Annotated in this window: 29 protein-coding genes and 1 other RNA gene; 6 read left to right on the top strand and 24 right to left on the bottom strand. The window is 49.4% G+C overall.

Features of this window, described 5'->3' with window-relative positions; all coding sequences use genetic code 11:
- Positions 1-42: 42 nt before the first annotated feature.
- Together AAA927_RS01530 and AAA927_RS01525 are read right to left on the bottom strand one after the other, a co-directional pair.
- Positions 43-891 (bottom strand): GRP family sugar transporter, encoded by an 849-nt coding sequence (locus AAA927_RS01530; protein ID WP_338215038.1) that lies wholly within the window; start codon positions 889-891, stop codon positions 43-45.
- Positions 892-1,244: 353 nt separating this feature from the next.
- A complete protein-coding gene (locus tag AAA927_RS01525; protein WP_338215036.1) occupies positions 1,245-1,856 on the bottom strand; it encodes a VanZ family protein in 612 nt (203 codons plus the stop codon).
- A 145-nt stretch (positions 1,857-2,001) separates the two neighbouring features.
- Between AAA927_RS01525 and AAA927_RS01520 the strand changes: the two genes are divergently transcribed.
- From AAA927_RS01520 to AAA927_RS01510, 3 genes are all read left to right on the top strand, one after another.
- Entirely contained in the window at positions 2,002-4,281 is a 2,280-nt protein-coding gene (locus AAA927_RS01520; RefSeq protein ID WP_338215334.1) for an LTA synthase family protein, read from the top strand.
- A gap of 118 nt (positions 4,282-4,399) precedes the next feature.
- Positions 4,400-5,161, top strand: a complete 762-nt coding sequence (locus AAA927_RS01515; RefSeq protein ID WP_338215034.1) for a hypothetical protein — start codon at positions 4,400-4,402, stop codon at positions 5,159-5,161.
- A 19-nt stretch (positions 5,162-5,180) separates the two neighbouring features.
- Positions 5,181-5,768, top strand: coding sequence for a hypothetical protein (locus AAA927_RS01510; RefSeq protein ID WP_338215032.1), 588 nt, complete (start codon positions 5,181-5,183; stop codon positions 5,766-5,768).
- A 109-nt stretch (positions 5,769-5,877) separates the two neighbouring features.
- On the opposite strand, the gene AAA927_RS01505 is transcribed toward AAA927_RS01510, so the two are convergent.
- Positions 5,878-6,720, bottom strand: a complete 843-nt coding sequence (locus AAA927_RS01505) for an aldo/keto reductase (protein WP_338215030.1) — start codon at positions 6,718-6,720, stop codon at positions 5,878-5,880.
- Positions 6,721-6,865: 145 nt separating this feature from the next.
- Here AAA927_RS01505 and AAA927_RS01500 point away from each other — a divergent pair, with 145 nt between their 5' ends.
- A complete protein-coding gene (locus tag AAA927_RS01500) occupies positions 6,866-8,164 on the top strand; it encodes a Y-family DNA polymerase (protein WP_338215028.1) in 1,299 nt (432 codons plus the stop codon).
- Entirely contained in the window at positions 8,157-8,480 is a 324-nt protein-coding gene (locus AAA927_RS01495) for an acetyl-CoA carboxylase (protein ID WP_338215026.1), read from the top strand. Before AAA927_RS01500 ends, AAA927_RS01495 begins: the two co-directional genes overlap by 8 nt.
- Positions 8,481-8,664: 184 nt before the next feature.
- Here AAA927_RS01495 and AAA927_RS01490 read toward each other — a convergent pair whose 3' ends face one another.
- From AAA927_RS01490 to AAA927_RS01470, 5 genes are all read right to left on the bottom strand, one after another.
- Complete coding sequence (locus AAA927_RS01490) at positions 8,665-9,168, bottom strand: hypothetical protein (protein ID WP_338215024.1); 504 nt, start codon at positions 9,166-9,168, stop codon at positions 8,665-8,667.
- Positions 9,169-9,274: 106 nt separating this feature from the next.
- Positions 9,275-9,709 carry an ACT domain-containing protein gene (locus AAA927_RS01485; RefSeq protein WP_125582504.1) on the bottom strand — a complete coding sequence of 145 codons (435 nt, stop codon included), beginning with the start codon at positions 9,707-9,709 and terminating at the stop codon, positions 9,275-9,277.
- A 103-nt stretch (positions 9,710-9,812) separates the two neighbouring features.
- Complete coding sequence (locus tag AAA927_RS01480) at positions 9,813-10,082, bottom strand: hypothetical protein (protein ID WP_338215021.1); 270 nt, start codon at positions 10,080-10,082, stop codon at positions 9,813-9,815.
- Between the two features lie 36 nt (positions 10,083-10,118).
- Positions 10,119-11,585, bottom strand: coding sequence for a sensor histidine kinase (locus tag AAA927_RS01475; RefSeq protein WP_338215019.1), 1,467 nt, complete (start codon positions 11,583-11,585; stop codon positions 10,119-10,121).
- The gene (locus AAA927_RS01470; protein ID WP_338215017.1) at positions 11,582-12,301 is read right to left on the bottom strand and encodes a response regulator transcription factor; all 720 of its coding nucleotides are present in this window, start codon (positions 12,299-12,301) and stop codon (positions 11,582-11,584) included. Before AAA927_RS01470 ends, AAA927_RS01475 begins: the two co-directional genes overlap by 4 nt.
- 121 nt (positions 12,302-12,422) lie before the next feature.
- On the opposite strand from AAA927_RS01470, the gene ssrA reads away from it, so the two are divergent.
- Positions 12,423-12,791, top strand: a transfer-messenger RNA (tmRNA) gene (gene ssrA, locus AAA927_RS01465).
- Between the two features lie 241 nt (positions 12,792-13,032).
- On the opposite strand, the gene AAA927_RS01460 is transcribed toward ssrA, so the two are convergent.
- From AAA927_RS01460 to AAA927_RS01385, 16 genes are all read right to left on the bottom strand, one after another.
- Positions 13,033-13,623, bottom strand: a complete 591-nt coding sequence (locus AAA927_RS01460) for a GNAT family N-acetyltransferase (protein WP_338215015.1) — start codon at positions 13,621-13,623, stop codon at positions 13,033-13,035.
- Positions 13,624-14,125: 502 nt separating this feature from the next.
- Positions 14,126-15,448, bottom strand: coding sequence for a GH25 family lysozyme (locus tag AAA927_RS01455; RefSeq protein WP_338215014.1), 1,323 nt, complete (start codon positions 15,446-15,448; stop codon positions 14,126-14,128).
- A gap of 338 nt (positions 15,449-15,786) precedes the next feature.
- Positions 15,787-16,233, bottom strand: a complete 447-nt coding sequence (locus AAA927_RS01450) for a phage holin (protein WP_338215011.1) — start codon at positions 16,231-16,233, stop codon at positions 15,787-15,789.
- Entirely contained in the window at positions 16,226-16,516 is a 291-nt protein-coding gene (locus AAA927_RS01445) for a hypothetical protein (RefSeq protein WP_239061555.1), read from the bottom strand. Before AAA927_RS01445 ends, AAA927_RS01450 begins: the two co-directional genes overlap by 8 nt.
- A 30-nt stretch (positions 16,517-16,546) precedes the next feature.
- A complete protein-coding gene (locus AAA927_RS01440) occupies positions 16,547-16,681 on the bottom strand; it encodes an XkdX family protein (RefSeq protein WP_338215007.1) in 135 nt (44 codons plus the stop codon).
- Positions 16,678-16,995: a phage infection protein gene (locus tag AAA927_RS01435; RefSeq protein ID WP_338215005.1), complete on the bottom strand. Its 318-nt coding sequence runs from the start codon at positions 16,993-16,995 to the stop codon at positions 16,678-16,680. The genes AAA927_RS01440 and AAA927_RS01435 overlap by 4 nt, the downstream gene beginning before the upstream one ends.
- A gap of 10 nt (positions 16,996-17,005) precedes the next feature.
- Complete coding sequence (locus AAA927_RS01430) at positions 17,006-19,186, bottom strand: phage tail spike protein (RefSeq protein ID WP_338215003.1); 2,181 nt, start codon at positions 19,184-19,186, stop codon at positions 17,006-17,008.
- Entirely contained in the window at positions 19,187-20,686 is a 1,500-nt protein-coding gene (locus AAA927_RS01425; RefSeq protein WP_338215001.1) for a distal tail protein Dit, read from the bottom strand.
- 12 nt (positions 20,687-20,698) lie between these two features.
- Positions 20,699-22,492, bottom strand: a complete 1,794-nt coding sequence (locus AAA927_RS01420) for a hypothetical protein (RefSeq protein WP_338214999.1) — start codon at positions 22,490-22,492, stop codon at positions 20,699-20,701.
- A gap of 129 nt (positions 22,493-22,621) precedes the next feature.
- Entirely contained in the window at positions 22,622-23,902 is a 1,281-nt protein-coding gene (locus AAA927_RS01415) for a tape measure protein (RefSeq protein ID WP_338214997.1), read from the bottom strand.
- Between the two features lie 253 nt (positions 23,903-24,155).
- Positions 24,156-24,521, bottom strand: a complete 366-nt coding sequence (locus AAA927_RS01410; protein WP_338214995.1) for a phage tail tube assembly chaperone — start codon at positions 24,519-24,521, stop codon at positions 24,156-24,158.
- A gap of 152 nt (positions 24,522-24,673) precedes the next feature.
- A complete protein-coding gene (locus tag AAA927_RS01405; protein WP_338214993.1) occupies positions 24,674-25,291 on the bottom strand; it encodes a phage tail protein in 618 nt (205 codons plus the stop codon).
- A complete protein-coding gene (locus tag AAA927_RS01400) occupies positions 25,292-25,672 on the bottom strand; it encodes a DUF806 family protein (RefSeq protein WP_338214991.1) in 381 nt (126 codons plus the stop codon).
- Positions 25,672-26,088, bottom strand: coding sequence for an HK97-gp10 family putative phage morphogenesis protein (locus AAA927_RS01395; protein ID WP_338214989.1), 417 nt, complete (start codon positions 26,086-26,088; stop codon positions 25,672-25,674). Before AAA927_RS01395 ends, AAA927_RS01400 begins: the two co-directional genes overlap by 1 nt.
- 3 nt (positions 26,089-26,091) lie before the next feature.
- On the bottom strand, positions 26,092-26,433 hold the full coding sequence (locus tag AAA927_RS01390) for a phage head closure protein (protein ID WP_338214987.1): 342 nt from the start codon (positions 26,431-26,433) through the stop codon (positions 26,092-26,094).
- Positions 26,420-26,758 carry a head-tail connector protein gene (locus tag AAA927_RS01385; RefSeq protein ID WP_338214985.1) on the bottom strand — a complete coding sequence of 113 codons (339 nt, stop codon included), beginning with the start codon at positions 26,756-26,758 and terminating at the stop codon, positions 26,420-26,422. The genes AAA927_RS01390 and AAA927_RS01385 overlap by 14 nt, the downstream gene beginning before the upstream one ends.
- Between the last annotated feature and the right edge of the window lie 4 nt (positions 26,759-26,762).

Raw genomic sequence — 26,762 nt, 5'->3', positions numbered from 1 at the left:
GTAGGCCCTTTGAAAAAAACAAGTCTTAAGCAAGTAACGGCGCTACTTCATCAAGCCCAGCACGACGCCGCCAGCGATGATCAAAACCGAGCCGCAGGTGATCCAAACCATTTCCTTCTGGGTCTTGCGTTCGCCCAACAGGAAGATGGAGCCAAAGGTGGAAATCACAATGCCCATTTGGGACAGCGAGTAAGAAATCGCCAGCCCCACCTGCGCCATCGACACCAGCATAAAGACATTCCCTAGACCCCAGACCAAACCGGTAATGACATTCTTGCCGGTGGCCTTAGCGAAGGCTTGATGACCGATGGAAAACAGCAGGGCGCCAATCACCATGCCCACCGCTTGCGGTAGCACCACGGCAGACGCGCCAAGCGCCCCGGCTTTAACGATAATGGTATAGCCGGCATAACCCACGGTCGAGATGACCAAAGCGCGCAGGCCACCGCCAAAATTGACAATCCCTGGTTCGCCAGTTTTCTCCTTGCGCGAGGTCAAAATCGCCCCAGCAATCAGAAAGACCAAGGCTAGCAGACCCAAAATGACCATCTTGCCCGTTTTCCATTCGGCAAACAGCAGCGCGCCAGCCAAGGTATTCGCCACCAGCTGCATCCCAGTGGACATCGGGACGGTCAGGGAGACGCCGATGTATTTCATCGCTTGGAACTGCTGCGACTGACCGACACTCCAGAACAGGCCAGACAAAATGCCCAGCACCCAAACCTTCGTATCCAGCACGGGCTGCGTAAACAGATACGTGCCGATTCCGAAAATCAAGGCGCCAAAGGTCATGCCCAAAGTTTGCTGATAAGCGTTACCGCCTAATTTACCGCTGATCAGCCCGATTGACCCCCACGCCAGCGCGGGAATCAACGCAATGATAATTGCCATGTGTATTTTCCTCTTTTCATTCCATTGAATTTTGCACAAGGCAAAATGTTAACAATATATTCTAGCGTGATTTCGTTTTCAAAACAAGCCTAGCGCTCATGGCTCAAGCCTATGGAACCGTTTACCCATCGCAGTATTGGACCGGACCAATTCCCCGAAAAAGCCAACCACAGCCGCGTTATTTTACCCATACCACCAGCAATGAAAAAATAGTTTATTTTTCAAATATTTTACATTAGTGTAGACAATTTGCATTGGTGCTTTCAAATATCGAGCCGATTGGTTGCAGCTTTCAGAAAGCTGGTGCTGCGTGGTCCCATTAAAAAAGCCTGATTTAGCCAAGCTAAATCAGGTCAACGCTTGCGGCTCCGCGGTGACAGCAGGCGCCACAAGCCAAAGCCGAGGATGGTACCAATCGTATTAAAAATGACATCATCGATGTCTGCCACACCAGAAGCGAGGACGAACTGCAGCGATTCAATGGCAAGAGACAACAACAAGCCCCAGCCAATCACGCGCCAAGCGGCAATTTTGGTCCGCCGCAGCGAAGGCAAGCCGAAGCCAAAGGGAATGAACCATAGCACATTGCCAAATGATTGATACCACAGATCGATCTGGCTACCGAGCCGCAACTTAAAGGTGTTCACCAGCGGCGTCCAGTTAATCGCGCTCAAGGGTCGGTTCCAGTAGAAGTGAAGTTGCCAAGGATAGTACCACTGCCGGAACACCGTCAGCATCAGCAGTAAGATCACATAAGCACTGAACAAGATGACTTTCACTTCATGCCAAGCGTCAAACCGCCTGTGAAAAAGGAGCTTGAGGCCTAGGCGCAACAGCAAAAATAAACCTAAGTAAAGGAGGGTTTTATCCAGACTGTACATGATCAGGCGCACCAGCGGCCAATGATTGATGCGGCCTTCCAGTTGTGCTTGCACATAGCGATACACCGGACCCAGAAATAACATCCCCACCCCTCCTTTGCAAAGTCATTCACGTTGATTGTATCAATTGCGAGGCGGCGCTTTCAGCGGCCGATTATGGTTTAAATCATTCTTACGAAACCGATAGATGCCGGGTTTTGGTTTGCCCGGCGCTGCTCAGACAGGTACAATGATTGCGACTATCATTTCGAGGAGGATCGCCGTGAAACATTTCATCGAACGTTGCCGGACCACGCGGCTGGGCTTTTTGGCCATCCTACTCGGCCTGCTATGGGTGAAGACCCTTTTTGCTTACTATGTGGACTTTTCCCTCGGTGCGACCGGCTTTCTCCAACAATTACTGCTGATCATCAATCCGCTTGGGGTTGGCGCAGCGGCGCTTTCAATCGCGTTGTATGTGCGCAAACCGCGGCGCGCCTATGCCGTCGGGGTAATCATTTACTTACTATTAAATCTGCTGCTATTTGCCAATGTTTTATACTACCGCGAGTTCAGCGACTTTTTGACCATCAACACCATGCTGTCGGTGTCCAAGGTGTCGCAAGGCCTCGGGGCCAGCTCGCTGAATATGATGATTGGCCGCGATGTTCTTTACGGCCTCGATCTGATTTTGGCGGTTTTGGCTTATCTGGGTTACGGCATTCGCAATCTGTGGGCGTTTATTAACCATCAAGCGCTGCGCTGGCCGCATTTTGGCCTGAAACTCGATCACCAGCAGCCCGCCTATCACCTCCCGCAAGCTGTCAGCCTCGTGGCGGTGGCCTTTTTCGGCGTCACCATGGCGACCAGTGAGCTCAACCGGCCGAAGCTGCTGTCTTTAACCTTCGACCATAATTACGTGGTCAAATACCTCGGCCTCGCCCCGTTCACGGTATATGATGGCCTGCAAACGGCGCGGAATAATCAAGTCCGGGCCAATGCCGACAGTGCCGATATGGACACGGTGCTTAACTACACCAAGAGTCACTACGCCGCCCCCAACCAAGCCTATTTTGGTACGGCCAAAGGCAAAAACATCATCATTATCCATCTGGAAAGTTTCCAGCAATTCTTGATTGGCCAAAAAGTGAACGGCCAAGAAGTGACCCCGTTTTTAAACAGCCTGATCAAGGAAAAGGATACCCTGTCCTTCGACAATTTCTTCCACCAAGTCGGCAGCGGCAAAACCTCGGACGCTGAAAACATGCTGGAAACAAGTACGTTTGGACTTTCTTCTGGTTCCCTGTTCACGGCACTTGGCACCGATAACACCTTCCAAGGCGCACCTTCGCTGCTTCAGCAGTATGCTGGTTATACGAGTGCTGTGTTCCATGGCGGTTCCGGAAATTTCTGGAATCGCAATAATGTCTATAAGAGTCTGGGGTACAACTACTTCTTCGATGGTAATTTTTACAACCATCAAAATGGCGCAGCCACAGCCTATGGCATCAAGGACAAGTTGATGTTCGGTGAAACCATCAAATATATGGAACATCTCCAGCAGCCGTTCTATAGCAAAATCATCACGACTTCCAATCACTTCCCGTTCTTTATCACCGATCAGGACACAGACTTTCCTGATGCTGGCACCGATGATACCTACGTTAATGGCTATTTCCAAACGGCCCATTATCTGGACTCGGCTCTGGAAGAGTTCTTCGCCTATCTAAAATCGTCAGGCCTTGAACAAAATTCGCTTGTCATGCTGTATGGTGATCACTACGGTATGTCCGATGATCGCAACCAGACGTTGGCCAGTTTACTCAACGAAACTGACAATCCAACGGTGGCAAAACTTACCCAAAACGCCACCGCGGCAAACTGGGATAGTTTTGATAATACGCAGTTACAGCGAGTCCCACTGATTTTTCATATGCCTGGGCTTAAAGGTGGCATCAACCACACATACGGCGGCGAAATCGACGTCCTGCCCACCTTACTTCATCTCGTGGGGGTCGATACGCAAAACTTTGTGCAGTTCGGGACAGACCTGCTGTCGCCCAATCACGACACCACTGTGGCCTTTCGCAATCACGACTTCGTGACGCCAAAGTATAGTCTCGTAAACGGCAAGGTCTATGACAATGCCACTGGTGAGGTTGTGCAACCCGATGAGAAATTGCAAACCAAGCTTACCACCCTGCAAAAAGGCGTCGATCATGCCCTGGACCTTTCGGATGAATTAGCCTACAAGAACTTACTCCGGTTCTACGTGCCCAAGGGCTACACCCCATTCGACCCCGATCAGACGAATTTTTCACAAAGTTTGGCACAAATGATAGCGGTGGAGAAACAGGCCGGCGCTAAGTCGACCTCGCTCTTTTCCCAACACAATGACGCTTCTACAGTGAGCGATTTCACCACCGATGCCGAAGAAGTCAAAACCGACCCTGGTGTGCTCAGTGACTATCCCAAAAAAGTCGCCGCTCAGGTCAACGGCGAGGTGCAAACCGACACCAAAAAGAAGTAATAGAAGTAAGGCTGCGGGCAATGACCGCAGCCTCTTTTAATGCAGTGGTTTTTCTCGCCGTATTCACACTTTGTTCAAACCTCGCCACTATACTACTAGCATAAGGTAGGTGAACAACATGCGGTTCTTGGAACGAACGCTCAGCGCGATCGGGTATCATCGGCGCGCTTACGTGGGGGAATTCATTGGGGCCATGCTTTTTTGCATCGTCAGCATCATCCTGCTCACGAGCCAGTCCATCAGCCACATGTTGCGGCAGGAATTTCTTAATCGCCTCAGCCAGCTCGCGGGCCAAAGCAACAGTGCTTCAACTACGGTATTGACGGCGGTCAAAAATGGTTATCTGACCCTCAACCAGCAGTATCAGTTGGCTTGGTGGGGCTTAATCGGCACGACCGTGCTACTGGCTTTCGGTTTTGCCTTATGGTTCAGCCGCCGCCGCGCCCAAGAAACTGAAGCTTACTTACTCCTCGGTAAAAGCACCTGGGCGATTGGCGGGCAGTACCTGCTAGAAAGCCTGCTCATCTTTGTGCTCGCGTTTATGGCCACCAGCGTTTTAGGCCTTTTGGTCGGCAGTTTGGTCGGCGCGCACCTACTCGATCCCATCCGCACGGCATTAGGTCGCGCCATTAGCAGCAAAGTCACGGCCGGTAATTTGAAGCAGGCGGTGACCCATCTGTTTCAACACCAACTGACTGGCTTCAGTGGTGACGGTCTGTTTGTTCCTGGTCCGCCGCCTGGTGGCCTCAACCAAGGCACCCAGTTGGCCGGCGGCTTCACGACTTTGCTAGCTGGCGGCTTAGCGCTGGCTGGCGGTCAGGCCCTGGCACTCTGGGGTCAGCTTTGGCATCAGAAACGCCAGTTGGTTCACCATCAATAATCGTATCGGAGGCCTGTCTATGACGCTATTTCATCCGCAAGCAGCGGCTTTTCGCACCCAAGTTGAACAACTGTTTCACCCCGGCGTCATCAGCTTCATTTACACGCCCACCGAACAGCTCAAACCCCTTTCTTTAAGCTATACTCAGGCCTTTTTGGCGGCCGGCTGCGCCAAAGCGTTCGCCTTGATTGACCAGGAAGAAACTGGCATTGTGCCTTACCTCAGCGTGGAGGCTAATTTACTGATTAATGGCAAGGCCGCTTCGCTTAACCGCCTCGCCCCGGCCTTGCGCAACGATGCCGCGTTTCTGGCGCAATCGGCAACGCAACTCAACCCGGCGCAAAGTCTTTATGTCCAGTTCTTCCGCGGTCTACTCGGCGACCGGCAAGTGATTTTAATGAATGACTTTCCCGCCAGCATGGACATTCAAGAAATTCGGTTGTTTCTCAATACTGCCACAGCAGCGCTACATCAAAGCGCATCGCGGCTGGTGATTTTAACGGCCGACGAAAATTTGATCACCGCGCATCCGGACACCAGCTGGTCTGAGGCGCCGAGCCTTACCCCAACAACGGCCAAACGTGGCCAAGACATCATTCACCGCTGAAAGGCAAAGTCCCTTTTTGCCACCTGCTATTGACGGTCACCCACCAATAAGACTAAAAAACACGCCTGAGCGTTGGCTGCTCAGGCGTGTTTGCGTATCGAGTGTGGGTTTAATAGCGATTGTCGTCTTCCCCTGGCGCGGTATCCTTCAGCTGATCCAGCAGCGCCATGTCGGCGGCGCTGATTTCAAAATCAAGCTGGGTATTTTCAGCGATATGCGCCGGGCTGGTAGCTTTGGGTAGCGGCAGTAGCCCTTTTTGTAGCACATAGCGAATGGCGACCTGCGCCACGGTGGCCTGGTAGTGATCAGCCACGGCTTGCACGGCCTCGTTGTTCAGCAAAAAGCCGGTGGCCAGCGGTGAAAAGGCCTCAACTAACAGGCCGTGCTGCTGAGCGCACGCGACATTATCATCCTCGGTAAAGCCAATGTAGTACTGCAGCTGCAGCGCCATCGGCTTGATGGTGCAGTGCGCATACAAATCCTCCTGGTCGCGGACGTTGAAGTTAGAAATCCCAATCGCCCGCACCTTCTTGGCTTGGTAGAAGGATTCCATCGCCCGCCACACGTCACGGTTTTGCTTGCGATAGTCTTCGCCAAAATGATCCCATGGCCACGGCGCATGAATCAAAAACAAGTCGATATAATCCAAATCCAGGCGCGCCATGGATTCATCGAACGCCTTCAGCGCGTCATCATAGCTTTTGGCATGCGCCGGCAGCTTCGAGGTGACAAAAATCTGATTCCGAGGAATGCCAGAGTCGCGAATGGCTTGGCCCACACTGGCTTCGTTGCCATATTGCCAGGCAGTGTCGATATGCCGATAGCCTTGGCGCAAGGCCTCAGCCACAGCCTGATAGGCGGTGTCGCCATTGGGAATCTGCCAGGTGCCAAAGCCCACTTGGGGAATGGCCACCCCATTAGGCAGGGTGTAAGTATCAGTTAAAACGGACATAAGCTCACCTCAATTAAAATATTTATCATCAAGTAGTATAGCACGTTCCTGCCAAGGCTTTGTCCCCGGTCTTGCTCCATTAATTAGACTTGGTACTTGCCAAAAGCAAACGTATGTTCGTATAATGAACCACGAGGTGAGCCGCATGTATGAATCAGAACCCAAACGCGTGATTTTTTTGATTGATAATAAGTCCTTTTACGCTTCGGTCGAAGCCGTTGCCCGCGGCTACAATCCCCTGAAGACGATTCTGGTGGTGATGTCTGAGCAAGCCAACACCAATGGCGGCCTTATTTTGGCCACTTCCCCATTAGCCAAAAAGTTGTACGGCTTGCAGGCAAATGTCAGCCGCCAGCGCGATTTGCCTGATGAAAAGCATCTCTTAGTGGTGCCGCCGCGCATGAACTTGTATATCAAACGGAATTTGCAGATCAATGATATTTTTCGCCGCTTTGTCGCTGATGAGGACCTCTGGCCTTACTCCATTGATGAGTCGATTTTGGATCTGACCCATAGCTGGCGCTTATTTGGCGACTCGCCGCTAGCCGTAGCCAAGCTCATTCAGCGCACGGTGCGCAAAGAATTGGGTCTGTATACCACCATTGGCATCGGCGAAAATCCGGTGCAGGCCAAGATTGCCTTGGATGTGTATGCCAAGAAAAGCCCAGATCTGATTGGCACCATCAGTTACCAAACGGTGCCCGATAAAATCTGGACCATCACCAACCTGACGTCGGTTTGGAGCATTGCTGATCGCACCGCGGCCCATCTGAACCGCTTGGGCATCCATACCATATACGAGCTTGCCCACGCTAATCCTTACCTGCTCAAAGCGGAAATGGGCGTCATCGGCACGCAGCTCTTCGCCTTGGCCTGGGGCATCGATCGCACCAAGCTGGCCAAACGCGTCAAGGTCCGCAGCTCCAGCATCGGCAACTCCCAAGTGTTGCCCCGCGACTACGCCATTCAAAGTGAAATCGAGTTGGTGATCAAAGAAATCGGGGAACAAGTCGCCGCCCGGCTGCGCCATCACCACAAACAAACCAGTTGCATCAGCTTAGGCATTGGCTTTTCCTATGCCGCCAGTGAAGAAGCCGGTCGCGGCGGCTTTAGCCACAGCTTGCGGATTGAAGCGACCAACCGCAACGATGAGCTGATTGCCGCCCTGCTCCTGCTGTTCCGTCGCTATTGGCAAGGTGAAGTCATTCGCAACGTGGCCGTTTACACCAGCCGTCTTAGCGCCGATGCCGGCGAACAGCTAACGCTTCTGACCCCGATTACTGAGCAGGTCCACAAAAGCGACCTGGCGCGCACGGTGGATGCCTTGCGCAATAAATTCGGCTTCACCACCGTCGTCTATGCCAAAAGCAAGCTCCGCGGCGGCACCGCCATTCAGCGGGCCAGTTTAGTCGGTGGCCATAACGGAGGGAATAGTTATGAATAAAAATCGCGATTTAAAGCTGATTGTCGAACGCCTGCAGCCCCATTTTCACCGTCGCAGTCAGGTGCGCTACGCCATTTTAATTACCAATGATCCCTATGATCACACGTATAATTTTTTCTTTAACGAATACCCGACGGCCCACCGCCAGCGCTCCATCCCTTTGCACAGCGTGACTGGCTCACTGACAGAGCTGGAAGCCTTAATTCAGGCCCTGCGTCACAGCGTCAACTTCAGCCTGGAATTCACCGGTTTTGCCGGGCTGCGGTGGCCGAGTTCAGACCGGCTAATCGAACCGAAGCGCGAACGGGCGGAATGAAGGCGTGAGGCTGAGACAAAATGCGGTTTTAGCCCAGAGGATAAGCCAAACGGCCTGTAAAACCCGAACTTAGGTTTTGCAGGCCGTTTGGCTTATCCGGCTAGGGCGTCGCATTTTGGCTCGTACTGTACTGGAATAGTCGTGATGCGGTTGTGACGCTAAATTATGTCACAGCCCCCTAGCCTTATAACGAAAAATGAAAGGCTTGATCATCGGCCAGCGTCATCGCCGCGGCTACATCCACGCCATACTGCTCACCAACTTGGTGCAAGATATAGTCGCGCACCTCGTCATGCAGCAGATCATCCAGCGCCAGTTCAAAGGCATTCATCCAGCTGCCGCCGCGTTGATGCCGAATTTTTGTCGCGGTTAACAACTGACGATACAGCTGACGCCCGGTAAGATTGATAGCCACCGTAAGGCAACATTTTTGGCCGTGATCCAGGTAATGCAGGGTTGCCCGCCGCAAATGAATGAACCACCCGCTCACCAAGAGTCCTACCCCCAGCAGCGCACCAATCAGTAGCAACGCCACCAGAAAACTTAAGCTACGACTCAGACTCATGGCCGCGGCGCCGCCGGCTAATAATAGCGACAGCCACACAATCAAAACTACCAACAGCAAAGCAGGAATCATCACCATTAAAGCCACTAAACTCCCAAATAGTACCTTGATCAGCCGACTCATCGGCAACGCCCCCCAACGCTTGTCGAACGTAAAAACCCACGCCGCAACGTGGGTTTTGCTTAAAAATTAGAATAATACTCATTGTTATCACTTGCAAGCTTAATTTTTACTCAACAGAAATTAATGAAACGTCGGTCACGCCCCGTGACTTTTTCAAACTGGTCAGCAGGCTATCCACCGTGCCAGTCAGATTACTGATATCAAAGGAAATGACGACACTCGCCCAGTCGTGAATCGGGATATTCTGGTTGATGGTAATGATGCTGGCATTGGCGCCAGACAGCGTGGTGAGCACTTCTGATAAGATGCCGCGGTCATGATGGAGCATTAAGGAAATCACGGCTTTGCGCTGCGTCAACCCAGTATCCGGCAAGAACACGTAGTCCTTATACTTGTAGTAGGTCCCGCGGCTAATGCCGACTTCCTTGACCGCCTCTGACACTTGCCGCACCTGGCCATTTTCAATCAGAGTCCGCGCCTTGATCACCTTTTCCACCACATCCGGCAAAATGGTGCTGTCCACGATATAATACTTGTCCACGCCGTTCCCCTCGTTCCCCGTCAATTGATAGCCTCATTGTACCATGATACGTGAACAAGTGGCCGAGAATTATGACGCAAAAAAAGTGCCGGTTTCCCGACACTTACGCTACATCTGATGAATGGCGGTGCAGAAACCGGCGCACCACCCGGATGAGGTGGAAAAAGAAAACGCCAACCAGCACCAGGCCCCACAGGCGCCAAAGCAGGCGGTGCGACCCGGGCTGAAGGCCCAACCAAAGTAGCAAGCCGCCAATCACCAGACCCACACCAGCAACAACCAGCGCTGCTACCAGTCTTAACCAAGGATGCTTCGTGAACTCAAAGCTCGGCGTCAGTAGCCACGTCCCAACGAGTTCCAGCAAGAAGTTCATCGTGACCTCCTTCTGCTGTCCACTGACAGCTGGGGGTTAGTTCGTGTGCGTAATCGGTGCCTGCTGTGGCGCGGTTTCCTCATCTGGGAAGGTTAAGGTGAAGGTCGTCCCTTCATCTTTTTGCGATTGCACGTCGATGGTGCCGCCGTGCAAGGTCACCAGCTGATGAACAATCGCCAGGCCCAGACCGGACTCACCGTACTTGGTGTTTTTCCGCGAAGGATCGGCCTTGTAGTACCGCTCCCAGATATTCTTCACCTGGTCTTCGGTCATGCCAATCCCGGTGTCGCTAACCGCTAGCTCGGTTTGATGGTAGCCGGGCTTGGCGGAAATAGTGATGGTGCCGCCTTTGGTGAACTGAATCGCGTTTTGGGCGATATTAAACAGAATTTGCACGAAGCGGTCGCGGTCGGCATAAACCGGCACGTTCGCCGCGGCGTCCAGCACTAGGGTATCATCGGCGTCGGCGGCCTTTTGCTTGAGCTGCACCATGATATCATTCAGCGCTTCAGTGGCGTTAAAGGTTTGCTTCTTGAGTAGAATTTGGTTGGTGCGAATCTTCTCGTAGTCGAGGTTTTCGTTCACCAAACGAATCAGGCGCTTGGTCTCATTGCGCATCAGCTCAATCGACTGGCCCTTGCTTTCTTCTGGAATGGCATCATAGGCCAGCCCTTCCAAAAGACCGTTGATGGTGGTCAGCGGCGTGCGCATTTCGTGGGCCGCATCGGCCATGAACTGCCGCCGCCGTTCTTCCTGGCGGTGGATCTCGGCTTGACTATCACGCAAGGAACCCAGCATATCCTGGAAATCGTCGGCCAAGCCGGCAATTTCATCGTGACTGCGGGACTTGATCTCAACATCCACGTCATAGTTACCTTCTGCCACTTGGTGCGTGACTTGCCGCAACCGGTTGATCCGCCCGACCTGGTAGCGCGCCAGCAAGTAGCTCAGGACAATCGCCACCAGCATCGATAGCAAAAAGGCGATGAACAAGTTGTATTCGGTTTTCTTGATGGAAGTTTGAATGTTGTCCACTGGCGCAAAAGCCGCAATCACGAACAACAACTTACCAGACAAGAACACTGGCTTGTAGTAGATGGTCATGCTTTGCTGCTTGCCGTTGCGCGGATTAGTGGTTAGCTCTGGCAGCGCCACCGATTCGCCTTTTTTTAGCTGCTTCCAGTACTTGCTAGCGATGGCCGCACTGCGCGGCGTGCCAGCAAACTGCGGATAACGGGCCGTGTTGTCCGCATCGTAAATCATGAAGTGGACATTTTGCTTTTTGAGAATGTCTTCTGAATGCTGAATGAATTGCGTATCGATCAAGTAAGTACTGCGATCCACCGCGCGGTCAGTGAGCACATCAGTGTATTGTTCCAGCTGATCAAAACTGTTCTGCCAGACGTTATTCGAAGTGGAGCGAATGAACATGACCGAAATAATGGCCATGGCCACCAGCAGGACCCCGAAAAACGCGAGCATTTGTTGATAGAGTAATTTCACTGATCAAGCCCGGTGTCGTCAAACTTATACCCGACGCCCCAGACCGTCTGGATGATTTGCGGTCCGACCTTTTCGATTTTCTGCCGCAGTTTTTTGATGTGGGCATCCACAGTCCGTTCGTCGCCATAGTATTCATAGTCCCACACCAGCTGCAGGAGCTGCTCCCGCGAGAAGACTTGCTTAGGGTTTTGCGCCAGCGTGTGCAACAGGTCGAATTCCTTCGGGGTCAAATCTGGAATCTGCTCACCATTCAAATACGCCTCACGGGTTTTGGTGCTGAGTTTGAAGTGGTCCGTCACGACGTCAAAGGCCTCACTGGCCTCAGGGGCATCAGTGGTGGCATCGCTGGTTTCCGCACGGCGGTGTAAAGCCTTAATCCGCGCCACCAGGGTGATCGGGGAAAACGGTTTGGTAACGTAATCGTCAGCCCCTAGCTCAAGCCCCAGCACCTGATCGCTTTCGGAGTCGCGCGCTGTCAGCATAATCAGCGGCACCGTGGTGGAAACTTTACGAATCTCCTGGGCCACCTGCATCCCATCCATTTTCGGCAGGTTCAGATCCAAAGTGATGATGTCAAAGCTGTTAGGCGCCGCGTTGAACATGGCCAGCCCTTCCTCGCCATCATAAGCATTTTGAACTTCCCACTGCTCCTTTTTGAAAAACATATCCATCATTTGGGCAACGCTTTCGTTGTCTTCAATCATCAAAATTTTCATTATCTATCCTCACAGTCTCAAATGGTGAAGTGCCGTTAGTGCTTCAGATTAAGCCTAGCACGAGGCCCTCGCTTTGACAAAGGTTTTCGCCCCGTGGTATGCTGGTGTGTACCAGATTTATGGGGACGTAATGGTCTCGACATTGGTCGTTTCGCCAGTGGTGCACTCCGGAGGCTCGGCTCCGTCATCAACGGAACACAGTTTATTAACTGCAAACAATAACGAAACATCTTACGCTCTGGCTGCCTAAGCAACCTTAGCGTGATCCTCCCGTTATCGCTCAAGTAGCGGACCTGGGTCTCAAATCATTGAGCTACGGCTAGTTTCTCCCACCTGAAGGGCTAGCAAGAGACCATCAGGTTAGCTCCAGGCGGTTAGCCCTGCGCGTCGGCGCGCGCCTGAAGTGAACTTCTAAGTAGGCGCACTATGAGTGTAGAGCTGCTGGTAGAAAGGCTGATGGACACGGGTTCGATTCCCGTCGTCTCCATTTTTAGCACTTTGTTGCTTTTCGTTGAACGCTGGAATGCCGTTAAATAGGCATTTTGGCGTTTTTGTTTTTTGTTGTTTTGCGTTGTTTTTTAACCATTTTGGACAAAAATGGGACAAGACCATGATGCTATAAACCCTTGAAGAAACTGTGATTTAGGCGTGATAAAACAAAAGCAGGCCCGATTACTCAGTCCCGCTTTTTGTATCCCGGCCACCACCTCGTCCGCACGCTTTCTTAATCGCTATAACCTCGCGTAAAGATCTGTTAAGAACCTCGAGTTCATGAACATTGGATACTGCTTGAGATCGGGCGTCTTTTCGTAATCAATACCGTGTAGAGCACGAAAGCCAACCTTTTGATAAAACGGCACCGCTTCATTCAATGCAAATAGCACGACTCCCGAAAAGCCAATCCCGTGGTCAATATATGCCTCAGCCACATTTTTCAAAAAATTAGTCATCATTAGAGTGCCAAAGCCTTGTCGCTGATAATGCCAATCAATAGCGAAATAGCTCAAATCAACGGCCGGAAGGTCAATTACATCGCCCTGTGTCATAGAATCAAGCTCTGCGTCGGTCAAAATTCGTTCTGCTTTCAACGGCGCGAAATCAGGGGCTTCCAGACGAAAAGTGCGGACAGAAGAAGTATAGAACCCAACAAGGTTGCTACCATTAACCATCAAGGATGTCTGGGACCGTAGTTCATCATCAGCAAGTGTTGCATTATTCAATAAAAAATCATCAACCACCGGAACCTGGCTACTAAAGCCAGCCAAGTCGAAGATTGATGACAGTAAAGGGTAAATATCAAGTTGGTAGTTACGGGAATTCAATTACCTATCTCCAAATCGATGACTTGTGATGTTAGCCTTCGGTGCCGACCTTAGGAACTTCGCAACTGTCTGAACTGACGCTTCATACTTAGCGTCTCTTGCAGGGCGGATAATTCTCAACGCCCGTTTTAGAGAGTCTTGATCCTTAAAGCGCAATACACTGTTTATGTCCATTTCAGCCATAGGTAATCCACCCCTTTCTTAGATTATTGTATCACGCGTAGTGTCAAGCCTGTGGATAAGTGACTCGAAAAAGCTTCCGTTACGTTGACACGTAGGCCTTTTTCAGTATTTCGTGATAGCCGCCATTTCTAGCAAAAGCCTGATATATCGCGTTTCTTCGCTTTTCAAATTATTTCCAGTTATCCACAAGAAAAAAGCCCCATCCGCCGAAGCGAGTGAGGCTAATTTGCCAAAAACGGCGATTTTGCAAAATAGGTTTGGCGTTTCGGCGACTTATTTTTCCATATTTTAAAGGGGTCGAAATCGACCCCTTTAAATATCAGAAAGGAAGTGTGCCTGCATTGAGTCGCTCCTGCAAGACAATTACCATGCGGGAACGATTGCTAATCACGCCGTCATGCTTAGTGCCGAGAGCCCGTTGCATGGCCTTGATGGTTTGCGGGCCAAGGTATCCGTCTACACGAACTCCCAAGTTCTGCTGCATCGCGGCAATGACACGAGAACCACCACGGCCAATCTGCACGCCACGCACGTTGTTGGTGCGGATCTGTCCGCTGATGATGCCATCAACGGTCGTGCCTTCGTGGCGCTGCAATGCGGCCGTCACTTCACGGCCCCAGTATCCGTCTACCGTCAGCACAGAACGTGCCTGACTGGCGGTTTGAAGGATTTCAACATCTGACCGGTTGACCCAGCTCATGATTGAGCCCAGCAGCACTTTATTGCCGCTAGTTTGAATGACCTTGTAAGTTCTGCCTTTCACCCAATTAGGAATGGCTGTGCCGTTTGCATAGCGCTTGGCACTTAAGTTTACCTTTACCGCATATCCTGCGGAGATGCTAGACTTGTGAGTATTGTTAGCACTCTGACCGGCATTAGTAGCTGGTGTCTTCGTATCAGGCTTAACAATCACTTTACCAGTATCAGTAGTAGTTGAACGTCCATAACCATTGTCTGTAATACCAGTCAAATCAACACTGGCATCCAAGCCAGGGGTGCTATAAGCATCTGTGAACTGCCACATATTGATGCCGTCCATTGACGGGAAGTAGTTAAAGTTCGGAGCTGTGACTGTCCTTGTCGTTGGGTAGGAAGCAATCCATAGGCTAGTTGGAAAGGCCTTATTAATCTGTGAGTAGTAGGTATGGTCGTTCAAGTAATACTTACCTGAATACAGAACTGGCGTGTACCCAGCGGCTTTAACTCTCTGCAAGCCATAGATAATTGTATTAGTGTTAGCCTGCTTGTTGCCAGATGCACCGGCTTCATAGTCCAGGGCCACAATAGAACCCTTTGGTGTTTGTACCATCGGCAAAAACTTGTCCATCGCCGCTTTAGCAACAGGGATACTACCACCAACTTGATACCAGATATAGGTATGGGCGTGCTTGCCGGCCGCAATAGCCGAGCTTACCTGAGTGCGATAAGTGCTCTGTACGACATATAGGCCGTTATAGGTGCCCCCTACCTGAGCAATGACTGCCTTACTTGGAGCGTTGCCATACTTACCATAATTGCCTTGATAAACCGACCAATCAAGGACAATGTCTCCCTTTGCTGAACGAACCTGCGTTGGCAAGGCAAAAGAAATAGCCGCCAAGATGGCGACTAGCAAGGCGGTGAATTTATTTTTTAGCTTCATGATGCCCTCCTTATGTTAATGAAAAAACTACAAGCACTGGAGCTAGCTTAGCCTCAGTAACTAAATACGTAGCTTTTTCAATTGCTTTGTCATTGTTTCTTTTTTCTGTGCAATCTTTACTCGGCCTTATACAGACACGCCCATAGAGAAATAATCGTGAAAACTAAACAGCATGTCAAAAGTCCTCGTATAATCATTACTAAAACATTTTGCATTCCCGTAGAAACTTCCGCCATTCCAATCGTGGCATAAAGTGCAAAACCAATAAGCGCAAAAACTGGCAAAATGAATACAAGCAAAATGATGTCTAACTTTAAATTACACATTCTATTTACCCCTTATTGCTGTGAAGCAACAGATGCGGGGGCCAATTGAGCTTTAACTGCATCCGCAGCGGCTTGAGCGGCGGCAGCCACTTTTTCTTGATTAGATGTATCCTGATCTACTGTCTTTTGCGGGTAGGTTTCAGCTAGACTATCTTTCAAGTCTGCGTATGCCTTTTCAACCGCGTTGGCAATCGTCTGTTCGTCTGTGCTGGTGAAGCCAAGCGATTTTAACCCATCTTTCACAGCCTGAACAGCAGTCGATTTCTTGACGGCGCCGTCAATAGTTCGTGTCACACCGAGCTGTTCTGCCGCTGTAACCGCAGCATTTGCCAACGGGCCTAATACCTTTACCAAAGTTAATGCCTGTTTGTTAGCCAGCAACTGTTTTGAAATCCAAGCCCCAATGATTGGGACTGCTGCTACTGCAAGTGATACTAATAGTTCTGTCCAATTATTCATCCTCATTATCTCCTTTAATGCCTACGTGATCTTCCAAACGGGTAAGCCTGGTTGAATGACTCCCCAGTTCCTGACTGTGAACCCTTTGTGTATCCAGAATGTCATTAATTACTTTCTCCTCATTCTGGAACCTTTGGTCAAACTTAAATCCCAAATCTTTAATATCTTCTCGTAGCGGATCGAGTGCAATCTTTTTAAATAGCCAACTACACAGGCTAACTAGTGTAGCGGTCAAAGTTGCAAGCCCTACCCAATCGCCAATTCCATAACCTAAAAAATTCACATTGTTTCACTTCCTTCCACAAAAATACCGCTAGGCGTTTGCCCCAGCGGCGTAGTCATTACCGGTAATCCATTTGTACTCATCCGGTGTTATCGTCAGTCCAACGTATGGCGCGATGTCGATGCCCCAGCTGTTCAGTAGCACGCATTGGTTATATTCACTCATGCACTCGCCTCCAGTTTTGCCACCTTGAGCATCAGAGCGGCAATCAACTGCTGCTCGGCCGTGGGAATCACCTTATTGGCTTCTGCTTCAAGCTCTGCCCGCTTGTCCTCATCGGTGGTTATAATGCCATCTGCTGATACCTTTGAGGCTCCCAAACAGATGCCAGCCAAGTCTGCCGGGGCTACCTCAACTGCCTTGCTAGTGTCAAACGGAGCTACCCATTCTTTTCCGTCATAGAACTCCTGCTGATAGCCTATGATGTAGCCATCGGAGTCCAGTGTAAAAAGAACTCTGATTTTTTCTTTGGTTTCCATGTTAAGCCCCCTAGAATGCATATACTCTTGTAGCAACATACCGGTTATTATTCCCCGTTTTAGAAATGTCATTTCCGGCAATTCTGGCGTTATTTATATATACATATTTTTCTACCTGAACCAGATTAGATGTATACATGACAAAAGTCATAGCGCCATTGTTATTGTTGGCTACCTCATCTTTCCAAATTGGGGTAACCCAGTAGCCACCAGTCTTGTCGACCGGTCCACTCCCGTTCCCATATCTATTCCAGACTATTTTCCAGCCATTAAGACAATCCGATATTGGTATACTCGGCGTTATAGAATCGACATCTGACATATAAAGAACGCCGCTCCACAAAAGAGTCTCGACGTTGTCTATCTGTGACGCAATCTGACCATCTATGACACCTGTATAGGTGGCACTGCCGTCATGATAGTATAAATCTAGCTCACCCTTTGATAGTGAAGCCATGTTAGTGGCAGACCCGTTATTTGAAAGGCTAGTGAAAATTCCGGAAGGACCCAAATAATTTTGAAATGTCTGACTCGTGCTTTGGTCAATAGTGCCATCAACTGAATAGGTGCCGTCCTTTATATCGACATTGCCACTACCAGTCAAATTGTCCTCATTAGCAACTAAGTCAAGGGGAGACTTAGAAAACGTAGACTTAATCTCAGAACCGGATATTGATGCCCCTGTGATGTTCCCGCCTTCATCAATGCTAAAGGTCCCAGAGGTGTTGCCAAAAGTGGAGCCAGTAATGTTTTTGCCAACAATGTTCTGCGCGATTAGACTTGACTCGATTGGCGTATCATTCCATTGCTGTCCGCTCCAAGTTTTTGCAGATGCAGCTACCGTGTTGCCGTCACCATCCGTCGTTGCTGGCGTAATCCATACGGCGTTAACTGGCAAATTAGTTGTATCAGGCGCAGTAGCTGACTTGAGGAAGGTTCGTGCAGTGTTAGCCGTTGATTGTGCTTTTTCGGCAACTTGAGCAGCGTTGGTGGCAGTTGTCTGAGCAGCAGCCGCATTAGTCTGAGCGGTGCTGGCTGTTGCTTGTGCTAGTTTTGCCGCCGTCTTGAGGGCCGCTGAAACCTTATCTGCTTCTATTTTGTAATCGCCTAGTGTAGCGGTGCTTGAACTTGGCAAGGAATAGCAGCGAGAAAGCTCAAGCACTCGTGCTGAAACATACAGATTTCGCTTTTCATCTGCCACATGAATCGTATCGCCAATGCTGATGTTGTCCGGAATGAATGCGAAGTCTACTGTATAGTTGGTAACTGGTGCTGCATACTGCTTTAAGTCGCCCAGCGCCGACTGTAATAGGTCTGCTTGCGTAGTAGCTTCATAATCCCGCCACTGGTTCAAGTATGACCCATGAGGGTCTGGTGTTGACTTCTTACGCAACCGTGAATACGAACGGTTGGCAACAGTATCGAGAAGTGTCCCATCGCTGTACAGGACATAGCGGCCATCTGGGTCAGTCCACTTGTAACCTTTTAGCGTGATTGGTGAGTTAGCTCCATCCGGGGTAGCACCACGCGCATAAATAGAAGTCAACAGGCCAGTTGAATCGCTGGTTGTTTCAATCTTATTTAATTCGCTACCAACCCGAAGTGTCACACCGTTATCGGCGCCTCGCTGGTGAACAACGTTCAGATAAAGGTGCTTAGGTGTTGTCCCCTCAATTTGGAATGAGTAGTATATTTCTACGCCAAATTCTGTGGCTACAGAATTCATGCGGTCATATGAAGACTGCTCGCTAGAGAATGTAAGAGTGCGAACATTAGCCGGAATCTCGTTGACGCCGATTTCCCAGCCGCTGTCTGCACAAAATTGATTGAAGTATTGTTCAAAGGTCATGGCTTTAGCAGCAGTATATTCTGGCACCACTTCGTCTGTCAGGTCATTACCGGCGTCCATTCCAGAGAATGATATGCTATTTTGACCATCATCTGTTATCCCAGAAATAGTGATGAAGTGACCCCTACTGCTCTCATCTTCATACAAGATAAAATTAGTGTCAGCACACATCGCTACAGCCTGCTCGGCATATCCGTTTTCATAGTACAAAGTCCCTGTTAACAGGGTCGTGGCAACTGTGGTCGACTGCGTTTCTAATTCGCCAGCTATCCTAAAGTGACCGTGGTTAATTCCAGCCACGCCAAGTACGTTATAGTCGCGGTCCGTAAAATAAAAATCCATTTAGACAAACGCCTCCTCCCAATTTATTTCCACTTTCGGTAATGTTGCCCAGTTGCTAGCGCTAACCTCAATTGTGTTTTCTCCAGGATCAATACAAAATTCATCCCAATGATTTCCAATTGTCTGTAAGGTCGGGTCTTCAACACCATTAACCAACACACGCTTGTTTATGCAGTCAACCATTACCACATCGCCCGAGGTCCAACGATTTGGCAAGTCTTTCCAGTAGTCAACGTTAACCCATTGAAAGAGGCTGTCAGACCAATTAGCAGTCCAACCTGTCCAGTTGCTAAACCCTGCCATCCATCCTGTGATTGAGTCAATCGGTGTATTTGCCAGCCCCTCAATGGTAAATGGAAATAAAAGTTGTGCTGAGTTCTTAATTCCCGCGTTTGACATACTAGCAATCTTGCTGATGATGAAGGTCAGCTTATCACCCGCTTTTTTTATTTCAAAGTTGTATGCGCCATTAGTAAACTTACGCCTATCTAAGTTTTGAGAAAACATGATTGCGCCATTGGCCCACCCCTCAACTACCAGCGTGTCGGTTGTGTTTGAACTGTCGCGAATCACAAAGCTGACAACTATGTCATCGCCAGACTGTAAGTTGATTTCCGCCCGGCCTGCTGCCGTTCTATTCGTGCTAATATTCATTCGGTTCGCACAATAAAAGTTGCCCGTGTTAACCCCTGCCGCATTGGCAGGAATAGAGCCATGTATGGTTGGTCCCGCCCAGTGCATGGATGAAGTGCGATTCAAGACCGGCGTTGCCGCATCTGGGGCCTTCGCATAGTCCCAACTACCAGCAATAGTGTTAGGCCCAGGATTAGAGCCGTAGGGGTAAGTTACATAATTAATTTTGCCACTGTTGACTGTTGTTTGACTTGGTGCTGAGAGCATATCCCAGTGAAACGCGGTTTCTGTCGATGCAGCCTGAACACCATCAATTTCATTAGAATTGCCGAACTCCAAGTAGCCTCCGCTTGAGCTAGCCAGGCCAATATAACCATTATCACCGCCCATAGTGACTTCAACTAGAGGGTATGATTTATAGCTCCCATTGTTGGTAAAGCTGACAGTATCCGTTCCATCGGTATTAGTGACCGTTTCAGTGGCTAATGAATGTGCCACACCGTCGGGGACAATGAATGTAAGGCTAATGGTGCCTGACCGCCAGTCCTCAGCAATAGTTGGCTGGCCATCATAAATGGCAAGATAGTACACACCAGTGTCATCACCGATAATTAATTGCTCCGGTTCGTCAACATCAAGTGCAGCCCCAAGGTCACGCCTCAAGTTAGCCAAGTTGGCATTTGTAACGATGCCATTAATAGTGATTGTCTTCGTATCACGACTCATGTATTGCCAGAGCTGACCATCTGTTCGTCCTACTTTGGTCATCGAATTGACATGGCTAGTGCCAATGTTTCTCTGGACGTCGGTCACGTCAAACCATTGGCTCAACTCAACGCCGTTGTAATTAAGGCTTATTCCGGCCATTTAAACTCCTCCCTATAAATTCTCCCAAACTGTGCGAATGCCATTCTGACGCTTGTTATAGCTATCAATTTTGGGTGCAACAGTCGGGTAGAACTGGTCATCGCCGATTTGCACGTTGAAGCTGAGCTTGGTCAGTAGCACTCCAAGCGCATTAATGGCAGCGATAATGTCTGAGTTGTCAGCACTAGGCTGTAACTGCACCGGACTGGATTGGTTTTTGTTGATTGCTTGTACCGCCTGACCTAATAGTTGCCAAGCTCGACTAGCCTTTGATGCTGACAAAGGCACAACCATTTCAGGGCCTGCTTCGCCACCGACAGTCAGTCGGTTACCATTCATGCCTAAAAGGGTTGGGTAATTGATCAATCCACCATTGGCTTTCCAATCAATACCAAGAGAAGGTATTTTGCCTTTCACTAGATCACCTATACTCCAGCCTTTTGGCTTGATATAAAAGTGTGGTAGTGAAATATGCGGTAGTGAAATATGGAAATGGAATAGCCCTTTAATGGCACTCACAAGTCCACCAAGCAGAGACTTCGCAGTCTGTATTGGGTGCAGAATAGCATTCTTAATGCCATTGAAGACGCCACTCACAATCCCGCTTAGACCGCGCCAACCGCCCTTAATGTGACTGGATACCCAGTCAACGGCACCACCAACGGTCGATTTTATGCCGGACCATGTGCTACTGGTTTTGGACTTAACGGCTGTCCACGCGTCAGAAATATGTGACTTAACACTGCTCATGCCACTCTTTGACTTAGACTGGATACTGCTTAAGCCATCACTGACGTGCTTCTTAACGTCTGCCCATGTGCTGCTAGTCTTGTCGCCAACGTTGCCCCAAAATGTATCCCATGACTTTTTAAACTTCTTGTTGGCTGCGGCTTGTTGCTTTTCCATTTGAGCATTCGACCTGTCATTTTGTGTTTGAATGCCTTTCCACCACTTGGCAATGCCTGTGGCACCTTTTTTGGCATCAAAGCCAAGCTTACCAAGCCAATCCTTCGGCTTAGCTTTTGCATTCCAGCCATCGGTGAACTTCTTGGTTGCCGTTCCTGCCCAGCCACCGACCACTTTACCGATTGAGGCACCAACAGCCGCTCCCAACGGTCCGCCGAAGAAGAAGCCAATGCCACCACCTATTGCAGTGCCTGCGGTTTCACCCACAGCTTTGAACTTCTGACCGACTGTGCCAGTCTTGCCGAATGCCTTAGTCAAATCCTTGATATCACTGATTGCATCATATGCGATTGTGACTACCGCCGTGGCCGTGCCCAACTTTGACCCTGATAACTTCTTTAGGTTCTCTGCAATGGACTGGCCAAGCCTTGACTCGCCAAGTGACTTTAGCCCGCTATAAACATGGCCAACTGCACCGGCAAATTCAAACACCTTTTTTGTCGCCCAGAGCCCAGCCAGAACTTTGACCGTGGTCTGAATGCCGCTCTTATTCTTAACAATTTTGTCGAGAATGTCGTGAACAGTACCAAGCGGGTCTTTCATCGATTTGGCATTCTTGCCGCCGACACCTAGCCAGCCAGCAATGTCTTTGATGATGCCTTTGGCCGAATCCCAAACATAGCTACCGGCGATTTTGACAATGCCGCCTAAATCAGTGGCAATACCTGTCACATCGGACTTGTGGGCAGAAACATATGCAAGCATGTCCTTAGCTTTTTCACCAACGTAAGCAAGGCCTTTACCCAATGATGTTGCAGCGTTTTGTACAACGGGAGAACTCATCAAACTGGCCAGTTCTGACATACCCGTATTTTTCACTTCAAGAAGTGGTGTTGCCATCTTCTTCTTTAGTTGGTCCCATGATGCAGCCGCTTGTGCTTTTGCCCCTTCTGCGGTCTTGCCAAACTCTTTATATACATCTCCGGAGTTCTTACCCGCTTTAGAAACCAGATTAAGAAAATCAGTACTTTAAACTTTACCGCTAGCAACCATTTTTGCAAAAGCATCTTGTGATACGCCGGCTGCCTTAGCAAGTTGTGCACCAAGTGCGGGCGCTTGTTTTTCCATTCGTGCCAAAGCAGTAGAAGTTAACGAACCACTAGCGACCACTCTAGTCATTGACTTTGAGAGAGCTGATATTTGGTCACCAGACATTCGAGATGCAGTGCCAATCGCTGTAACTCCGGCAGTGATATTCTCCGTCATCTGAGTATTGCCATGGGTCATCGTATCAATTGTCTTTTGCATGCCACCAATAGTGGCGATGGTTAAACCAGACTTAGTATTAAGGTCACTAACCTGACTGCCTAATGACTTAACGTCACTAGCAGACTTGCCCATTGCTGACCATGCAGCAGCGGACTTTTCGCCCGCTTCGGCGAGGTCTAACCCGCTGGAAATAGTTGTCTTCATCGCTGATGTAAGAGAACTGAAGCCATTGCTAATTGCATTGGTGACCAGACCACCAGCCACAATCTTCTTAAACAGGCTTGGTGTCTTCTCCGCCTGTTTGTTAGTGCCCTCGATTGCAGACTTAATCCTGCTGAATACAGACGGGTTAGCCTTCTTCATCTCGCCGTCAAGTTCTGACATTGATGTTTTAGTCTTGGCCAAGGCAGTAGCCGTCTCGTTGACTCGCGTTACCTGAGTTTTGTATGCACTACTGTCCTTACCACTGGCAGTTGCGACACGCTCCAATTCTTTTTCTTGTGCTACCAACTGCTTGTTCAGGTTACTGATGCTGTCCTTGTAACCCGTCATCTGTGCTTTGTTGGCTTCTTGCTGCTTGCCTTCTGCCTTCAGCCGCTCAACATAGCTGCTAGAAACCGTGGTGATTTGCTTGTATTCAGTCTGTAAGCTAGCCAGTCCTGACTTCTGATATTCAAGACTAGTTTTTGCCCGCGTCTGCTGTGCCTCCATCGATTTAAGCTGTGTGGTGGCACTGTCAATATCCTTCTGATACTTGAGATAGCTATTAGCACCATCTTTAGTTGTAACGTCTAGGCCTTTTTGCTTCTCACGCAGGCTCTCAATTTTGGCCTCTTGTGCCTTAATGCTGTCGCCTAGGCCCTTATACCGGACTTCGGCCGCCTTGAGATATTCACCAGTTGACTTGAGGGCCACCTCTTGAGATTTCCAAGCGTTCTTAGTGCTACTAATAACCGCGTTTAAACTTTTGAGCGATTGACTAGCCTTGAGTGTATTAAGTGCGACATCTGTAGACATCTCTGCTTTAATTTGCTGTGCCATTTTTTCACTTCCTATTAAAAAGGGATAGGAGGCTGGTGTGCCAACTATCCCTTATCTCAGCCCCAAACTTTTCAACATCTGCATCGGGTCCTGTTCACGGTCCTTTGGCTTCTTGGCTGTTTGAAGCTCCAGCAGGTCGTAAAAGTCTGCATCAAGCCACATATCGGGCGTCCAATGCAAGTAAACCAGCTTGTCTTGACCTGACAGCTTTAAGTCCTCCAGCTTGTTCTTCAGCTCAAATACGACCTCACGCTTATTCAGCTTCGGCTTCGCTTTTGTCGTCCGCCTGCTCGGCCTCAGCCTTCTTAATATCTTCTTCGGATAGACCTTGGACCCGCAGAATGATGTGGTTGGCAATATCAACCGATTCAGAAAACTCAAGGTCATCCAGCTTATCCTTTTCCTTCTGGTTAAGCTTGAGTGTGTTTGTGATGTAGTCAAGTACCTTATTTACCAACTGTTGCTGATTGCGCAGAAATTCAATTGGCTTTACGTCTTCTTCTTCATCGGCATCACTCTCAGCCATGGTGAGTTGTAACTCAAGCGTGGCCTTCATGACGCGGTTGGTCACCTTAACAATGTGTTCGCGGCTTGAAATTTTGTTCTCTTTAATCTTCATGTCTATTCTCCTTATTTAGCTTTAACGCCGACAGCACGGCTTGCACGTGCTTGCCGCTAGTGCCGGCTCACGCGTCCTCAGTTACACGAAGACGTATGATTATCTATCTTTGTGTTCTAACTTGCGTCAGAATCGCGTCTACGACACGCTTATTAGCCTTGACTACCAGTAGTAGTACCAGTTGTGGCTACATAACCACCCATGACATCCTTCAGCATTGCCGCTTCATCAAATTCAGCATCTTGGCTGTAGTAAATCTTGAAAGGCTTGTGGTTAAAAGCAATCGTGTCGAGCGCGCTGATGGTCAGTGCATCATCAACAATTTGCTTGTTGTCGTCATTAGTTTGAATGTTTGCTTCGCTTTCAACCGCAGTGCAGTTACCAAAGCCGAAATAAACAGAACCGCCCGACAGGCTACCCGATTCAATCAGAACGGCAATGTGCGCGGGCTCATCAGCTGGAGTCCAACCGCCCTTACCGTCATTCACAAACCCCTTAATCTTTTGTTTAATGTCAAAGTCGAGGTTGAGCCCGTCCCAAGCAACCTGCGGAGCCGCTGCCCCATAGGTCACCTGTTGGGCTACGTTGTTCCCGTATCTTTTAGCGCTAGAGCCAACCAGACCAGTGATGTTGGCGGTCTTGGACCCCATATCCTTTGTGTCAACTTGATAAAGCCCGTCTGCGCTTAGACCTGCATCACCCTTCAAAATCTGCTGGGTGGTTGGGTCAACGAGTGCAAAGGACACCATGTTCAATCCTACTAATGCCATTTAATTACCTCCAATATTCTTCGTTCTACTAAAATAAAATGTGTTCATCAGCTGCTGGGTGGTTGGGTCTAATGTGCGCTGTCTAACCGTAGCCACCTGCCAATCGCTGTGTACAAACAGCTTCATCAGCGATACTTCTAGTGTTTCTGGGTCGTTGGCAAACTCTTGTGAGTACCAGATTTGTACTTCAATCTCTTGAGCTAATCGCCAGAAGTCGTTGTTGCCATATCCAGAAGGATTATTGGCAGCATCAGTTACCAACACCACTGTCTTGTCCAGACTATCCACAGCCTCTTGTGGCAAGTTGTTGCCATAAACTTCATCTATGCCAACTAAAGAAGCGGCGCTAATCAAAGCAACCGCATCATCTACTGCCGCCATCAGTCACCGCCTCCATTCAGCTTGCTGATTATCTTTTTATACTCTGCCGCCTCAGCTTCAAACACTGCGTCTTTAGCATCATCGCGGGCGTTATCAACAAAGTGGTCACCGCGAATATATTTAGTGCCATCGTTCAAAAATCTGGCTACAAACTCCTTTTTGGTGAACCCTACAACCGACTTGCCATCATGTCTACCATCAACATCACCAGTGGCAGAGCTAATGTCCTCGCTCAAATGACCGTACTCGCCGCCAGACCCTTTTGTGTTAGGATGCTTTGCCTTGGTGGCCTCTGTCAGCTTCTCAGCCAGCACATCTGCACCAGCTTTGGTTATCTTTTCTTGTTGCTTGGCTGTTAGCTTAACGGCTTTCTCTGCCTGTTTCTGCCATTGGTCCAGCGCTTCGTCTAAGTCCATTGGCTATGCCCCCTTGGTTACTTTGGTAAGAGTCAGGTAGTCATAGCGAATAGCATCGTTACTGTCGTCCGGGCTAATGTCTGAAATGTCATACACAACACCATCAAGGCGTGCCTGTTTCTGACTAGCATTTCTAGTGTCGTGACGGACTATGATGGTGATTGAATTATCCAAGCGCGTTCCCACAAGCGTGTACTGCTGTGTGAGCGTCCGCTTCTGTTGCTTGAAATGCAGGCTATAAGCCGGCACGAAGTTAGTGACGTTAACACCAGCACCAGTCTTATGCGACTGTGGGGAACCAAGCTCAACTGTTCGGCTGAAATCGGCTGCCTTAAATTTTGCCATCAGTATCACCAGCCTTTGCCGCTTGGTCACGCTGGATTTTCCAGCGAATGCTGTTGATCATGTAAGCATAGCTGGGCGGGTAGGCTTTGTTTTGATCGGATAGGTCACCTCGTGAGTAATACATGAAGTCAACAAGTACCCGAACCGCTTGATTAAACAACGGATATGCCCTATAAACATCAATCCCAATCGTGTCGTCAATGGCCCCAGTAACTGCATCCTCTGCGGTACTGATCATATCGGCAAGAATTGAAGCAGCGCCATCGGTGTCAAGGTTAAGATATTTTTGCATGTCTTCCGGGGTAACCCCTTGACCATCTGCCATATTC

Source organism: Lacticaseibacillus salsurivasis, from assembly GCF_036246225.1.
Taxonomy (GTDB): Bacteria; Bacillota; Bacilli; order Lactobacillales; family Lactobacillaceae; genus Lacticaseibacillus; species Lacticaseibacillus salsurivasis.
This window is presented reverse-complemented; position numbering and strand designations above follow the sequence as displayed.

What these genes read in the sequence shown, in the direction of transcription:
- AAA927_RS01455 (WP_338215014.1), bottom strand. Translation starts at nt 15,448, where the DNA reads ATGAAGCTAAAAAATAAATTCACCGCCTTGCTAGTCGCCATCTTGGCG.
- AAA927_RS01395 (WP_338214989.1), bottom strand. Translation starts at nt 26,088, where the DNA reads ATGGACTTAGACGAAGCGCTGGACCAATGGCAGAAACAGGCAGAGAAA.
- AAA927_RS01470 (WP_338215017.1), bottom strand. Translation starts at nt 12,301, where the DNA reads ATGAAAATTTTGATGATTGAAGACAACGAAAGCGTTGCCCAAATGATG.
- AAA927_RS01415 (WP_338214997.1), bottom strand. Translation starts at nt 23,902, where the DNA reads ATGGCACAGCAAATTAAAGCAGAGATGTCTACAGATGTCGCACTTAAT.
- AAA927_RS01450 (WP_338215011.1), bottom strand. Translation starts at nt 16,233, where the DNA reads ATGAATAATTGGACAGAACTATTAGTATCACTTGCAGTAGCAGCAGTC.
- AAA927_RS01390 (WP_338214987.1), bottom strand. Translation starts at nt 26,433, where the DNA reads ATGGCAAAATTTAAGGCAGCCGATTTCAGCCGAACAGTTGAGCTTGGT.
- AAA927_RS01435 (WP_338215005.1), bottom strand. Translation starts at nt 16,995, where the DNA reads ATGGAAACCAAAGAAAAAATCAGAGTTCTTTTTACACTGGACTCCGAT.
- AAA927_RS01510 (WP_338215032.1), top strand. Translation starts at nt 5,181, where the DNA reads ATGACGCTATTTCATCCGCAAGCAGCGGCTTTTCGCACCCAAGTTGAA.
- AAA927_RS01490 (WP_338215024.1), bottom strand. Translation starts at nt 9,168, where the DNA reads ATGAGTCGGCTGATCAAGGTACTATTTGGGAGTTTAGTGGCTTTAATG.
- AAA927_RS01420 (WP_338214999.1), bottom strand. Translation starts at nt 22,492, where the DNA reads ATGGCAACACCACTTCTTGAAGTGAAAAATACGGGTATGTCAGAACTG.
- AAA927_RS01500 (WP_338215028.1), top strand. Translation starts at nt 6,866, where the DNA reads ATGTATGAATCAGAACCCAAACGCGTGATTTTTTTGATTGATAATAAG.
- AAA927_RS01430 (WP_338215003.1), bottom strand. Translation starts at nt 19,186, where the DNA reads ATGGATTTTTATTTTACGGACCGCGACTATAACGTACTTGGCGTGGCT.
- AAA927_RS01505 (WP_338215030.1), bottom strand. Translation starts at nt 6,720, where the DNA reads ATGTCCGTTTTAACTGATACTTACACCCTGCCTAATGGGGTGGCCATT.
- AAA927_RS01405 (WP_338214993.1), bottom strand. Translation starts at nt 25,291, where the DNA reads ATGGCATTAGTAGGATTGAACATGGTGTCCTTTGCACTCGTTGACCCA.
- AAA927_RS01480 (WP_338215021.1), bottom strand. Translation starts at nt 10,082, where the DNA reads ATGAACTTCTTGCTGGAACTCGTTGGGACGTGGCTACTGACGCCGAGC.
- AAA927_RS01410 (WP_338214995.1), bottom strand. Translation starts at nt 24,521, where the DNA reads ATGAAGATTAAAGAGAACAAAATTTCAAGCCGCGAACACATTGTTAAG.
- AAA927_RS01400 (WP_338214991.1), bottom strand. Translation starts at nt 25,672, where the DNA reads ATGGCGGCAGTAGATGATGCGGTTGCTTTGATTAGCGCCGCTTCTTTA.
- AAA927_RS01385 (WP_338214985.1), bottom strand. Translation starts at nt 26,758, where the DNA reads ATGGCAGATGGTCAAGGGGTTACCCCGGAAGACATGCAAAAATATCTT.
- AAA927_RS01495 (WP_338215026.1), top strand. Translation starts at nt 8,157, where the DNA reads ATGAATAAAAATCGCGATTTAAAGCTGATTGTCGAACGCCTGCAGCCC.
- AAA927_RS01425 (WP_338215001.1), bottom strand. Translation starts at nt 20,686, where the DNA reads ATGGCCGGAATAAGCCTTAATTACAACGGCGTTGAGTTGAGCCAATGG.
- AAA927_RS01515 (WP_338215034.1), top strand. Translation starts at nt 4,400, where the DNA reads ATGCGGTTCTTGGAACGAACGCTCAGCGCGATCGGGTATCATCGGCGC.
- AAA927_RS01525 (WP_338215036.1), bottom strand. Translation starts at nt 1,856, where the DNA reads ATGTTATTTCTGGGTCCGGTGTATCGCTATGTGCAAGCACAACTGGAA.
- AAA927_RS01520 (WP_338215334.1), top strand. Translation starts at nt 2,002, where the DNA reads ATGATTGCGACTATCATTTCGAGGAGGATCGCCGTGAAACATTTCATC.
- AAA927_RS01530 (WP_338215038.1), bottom strand. Translation starts at nt 891, where the DNA reads ATGGCAATTATCATTGCGTTGATTCCCGCGCTGGCGTGGGGGTCAATC.
- AAA927_RS01440 (WP_338215007.1), bottom strand. Translation starts at nt 16,681, where the DNA reads ATGAGTGAATATAACCAATGCGTGCTACTGAACAGCTGGGGCATCGAC.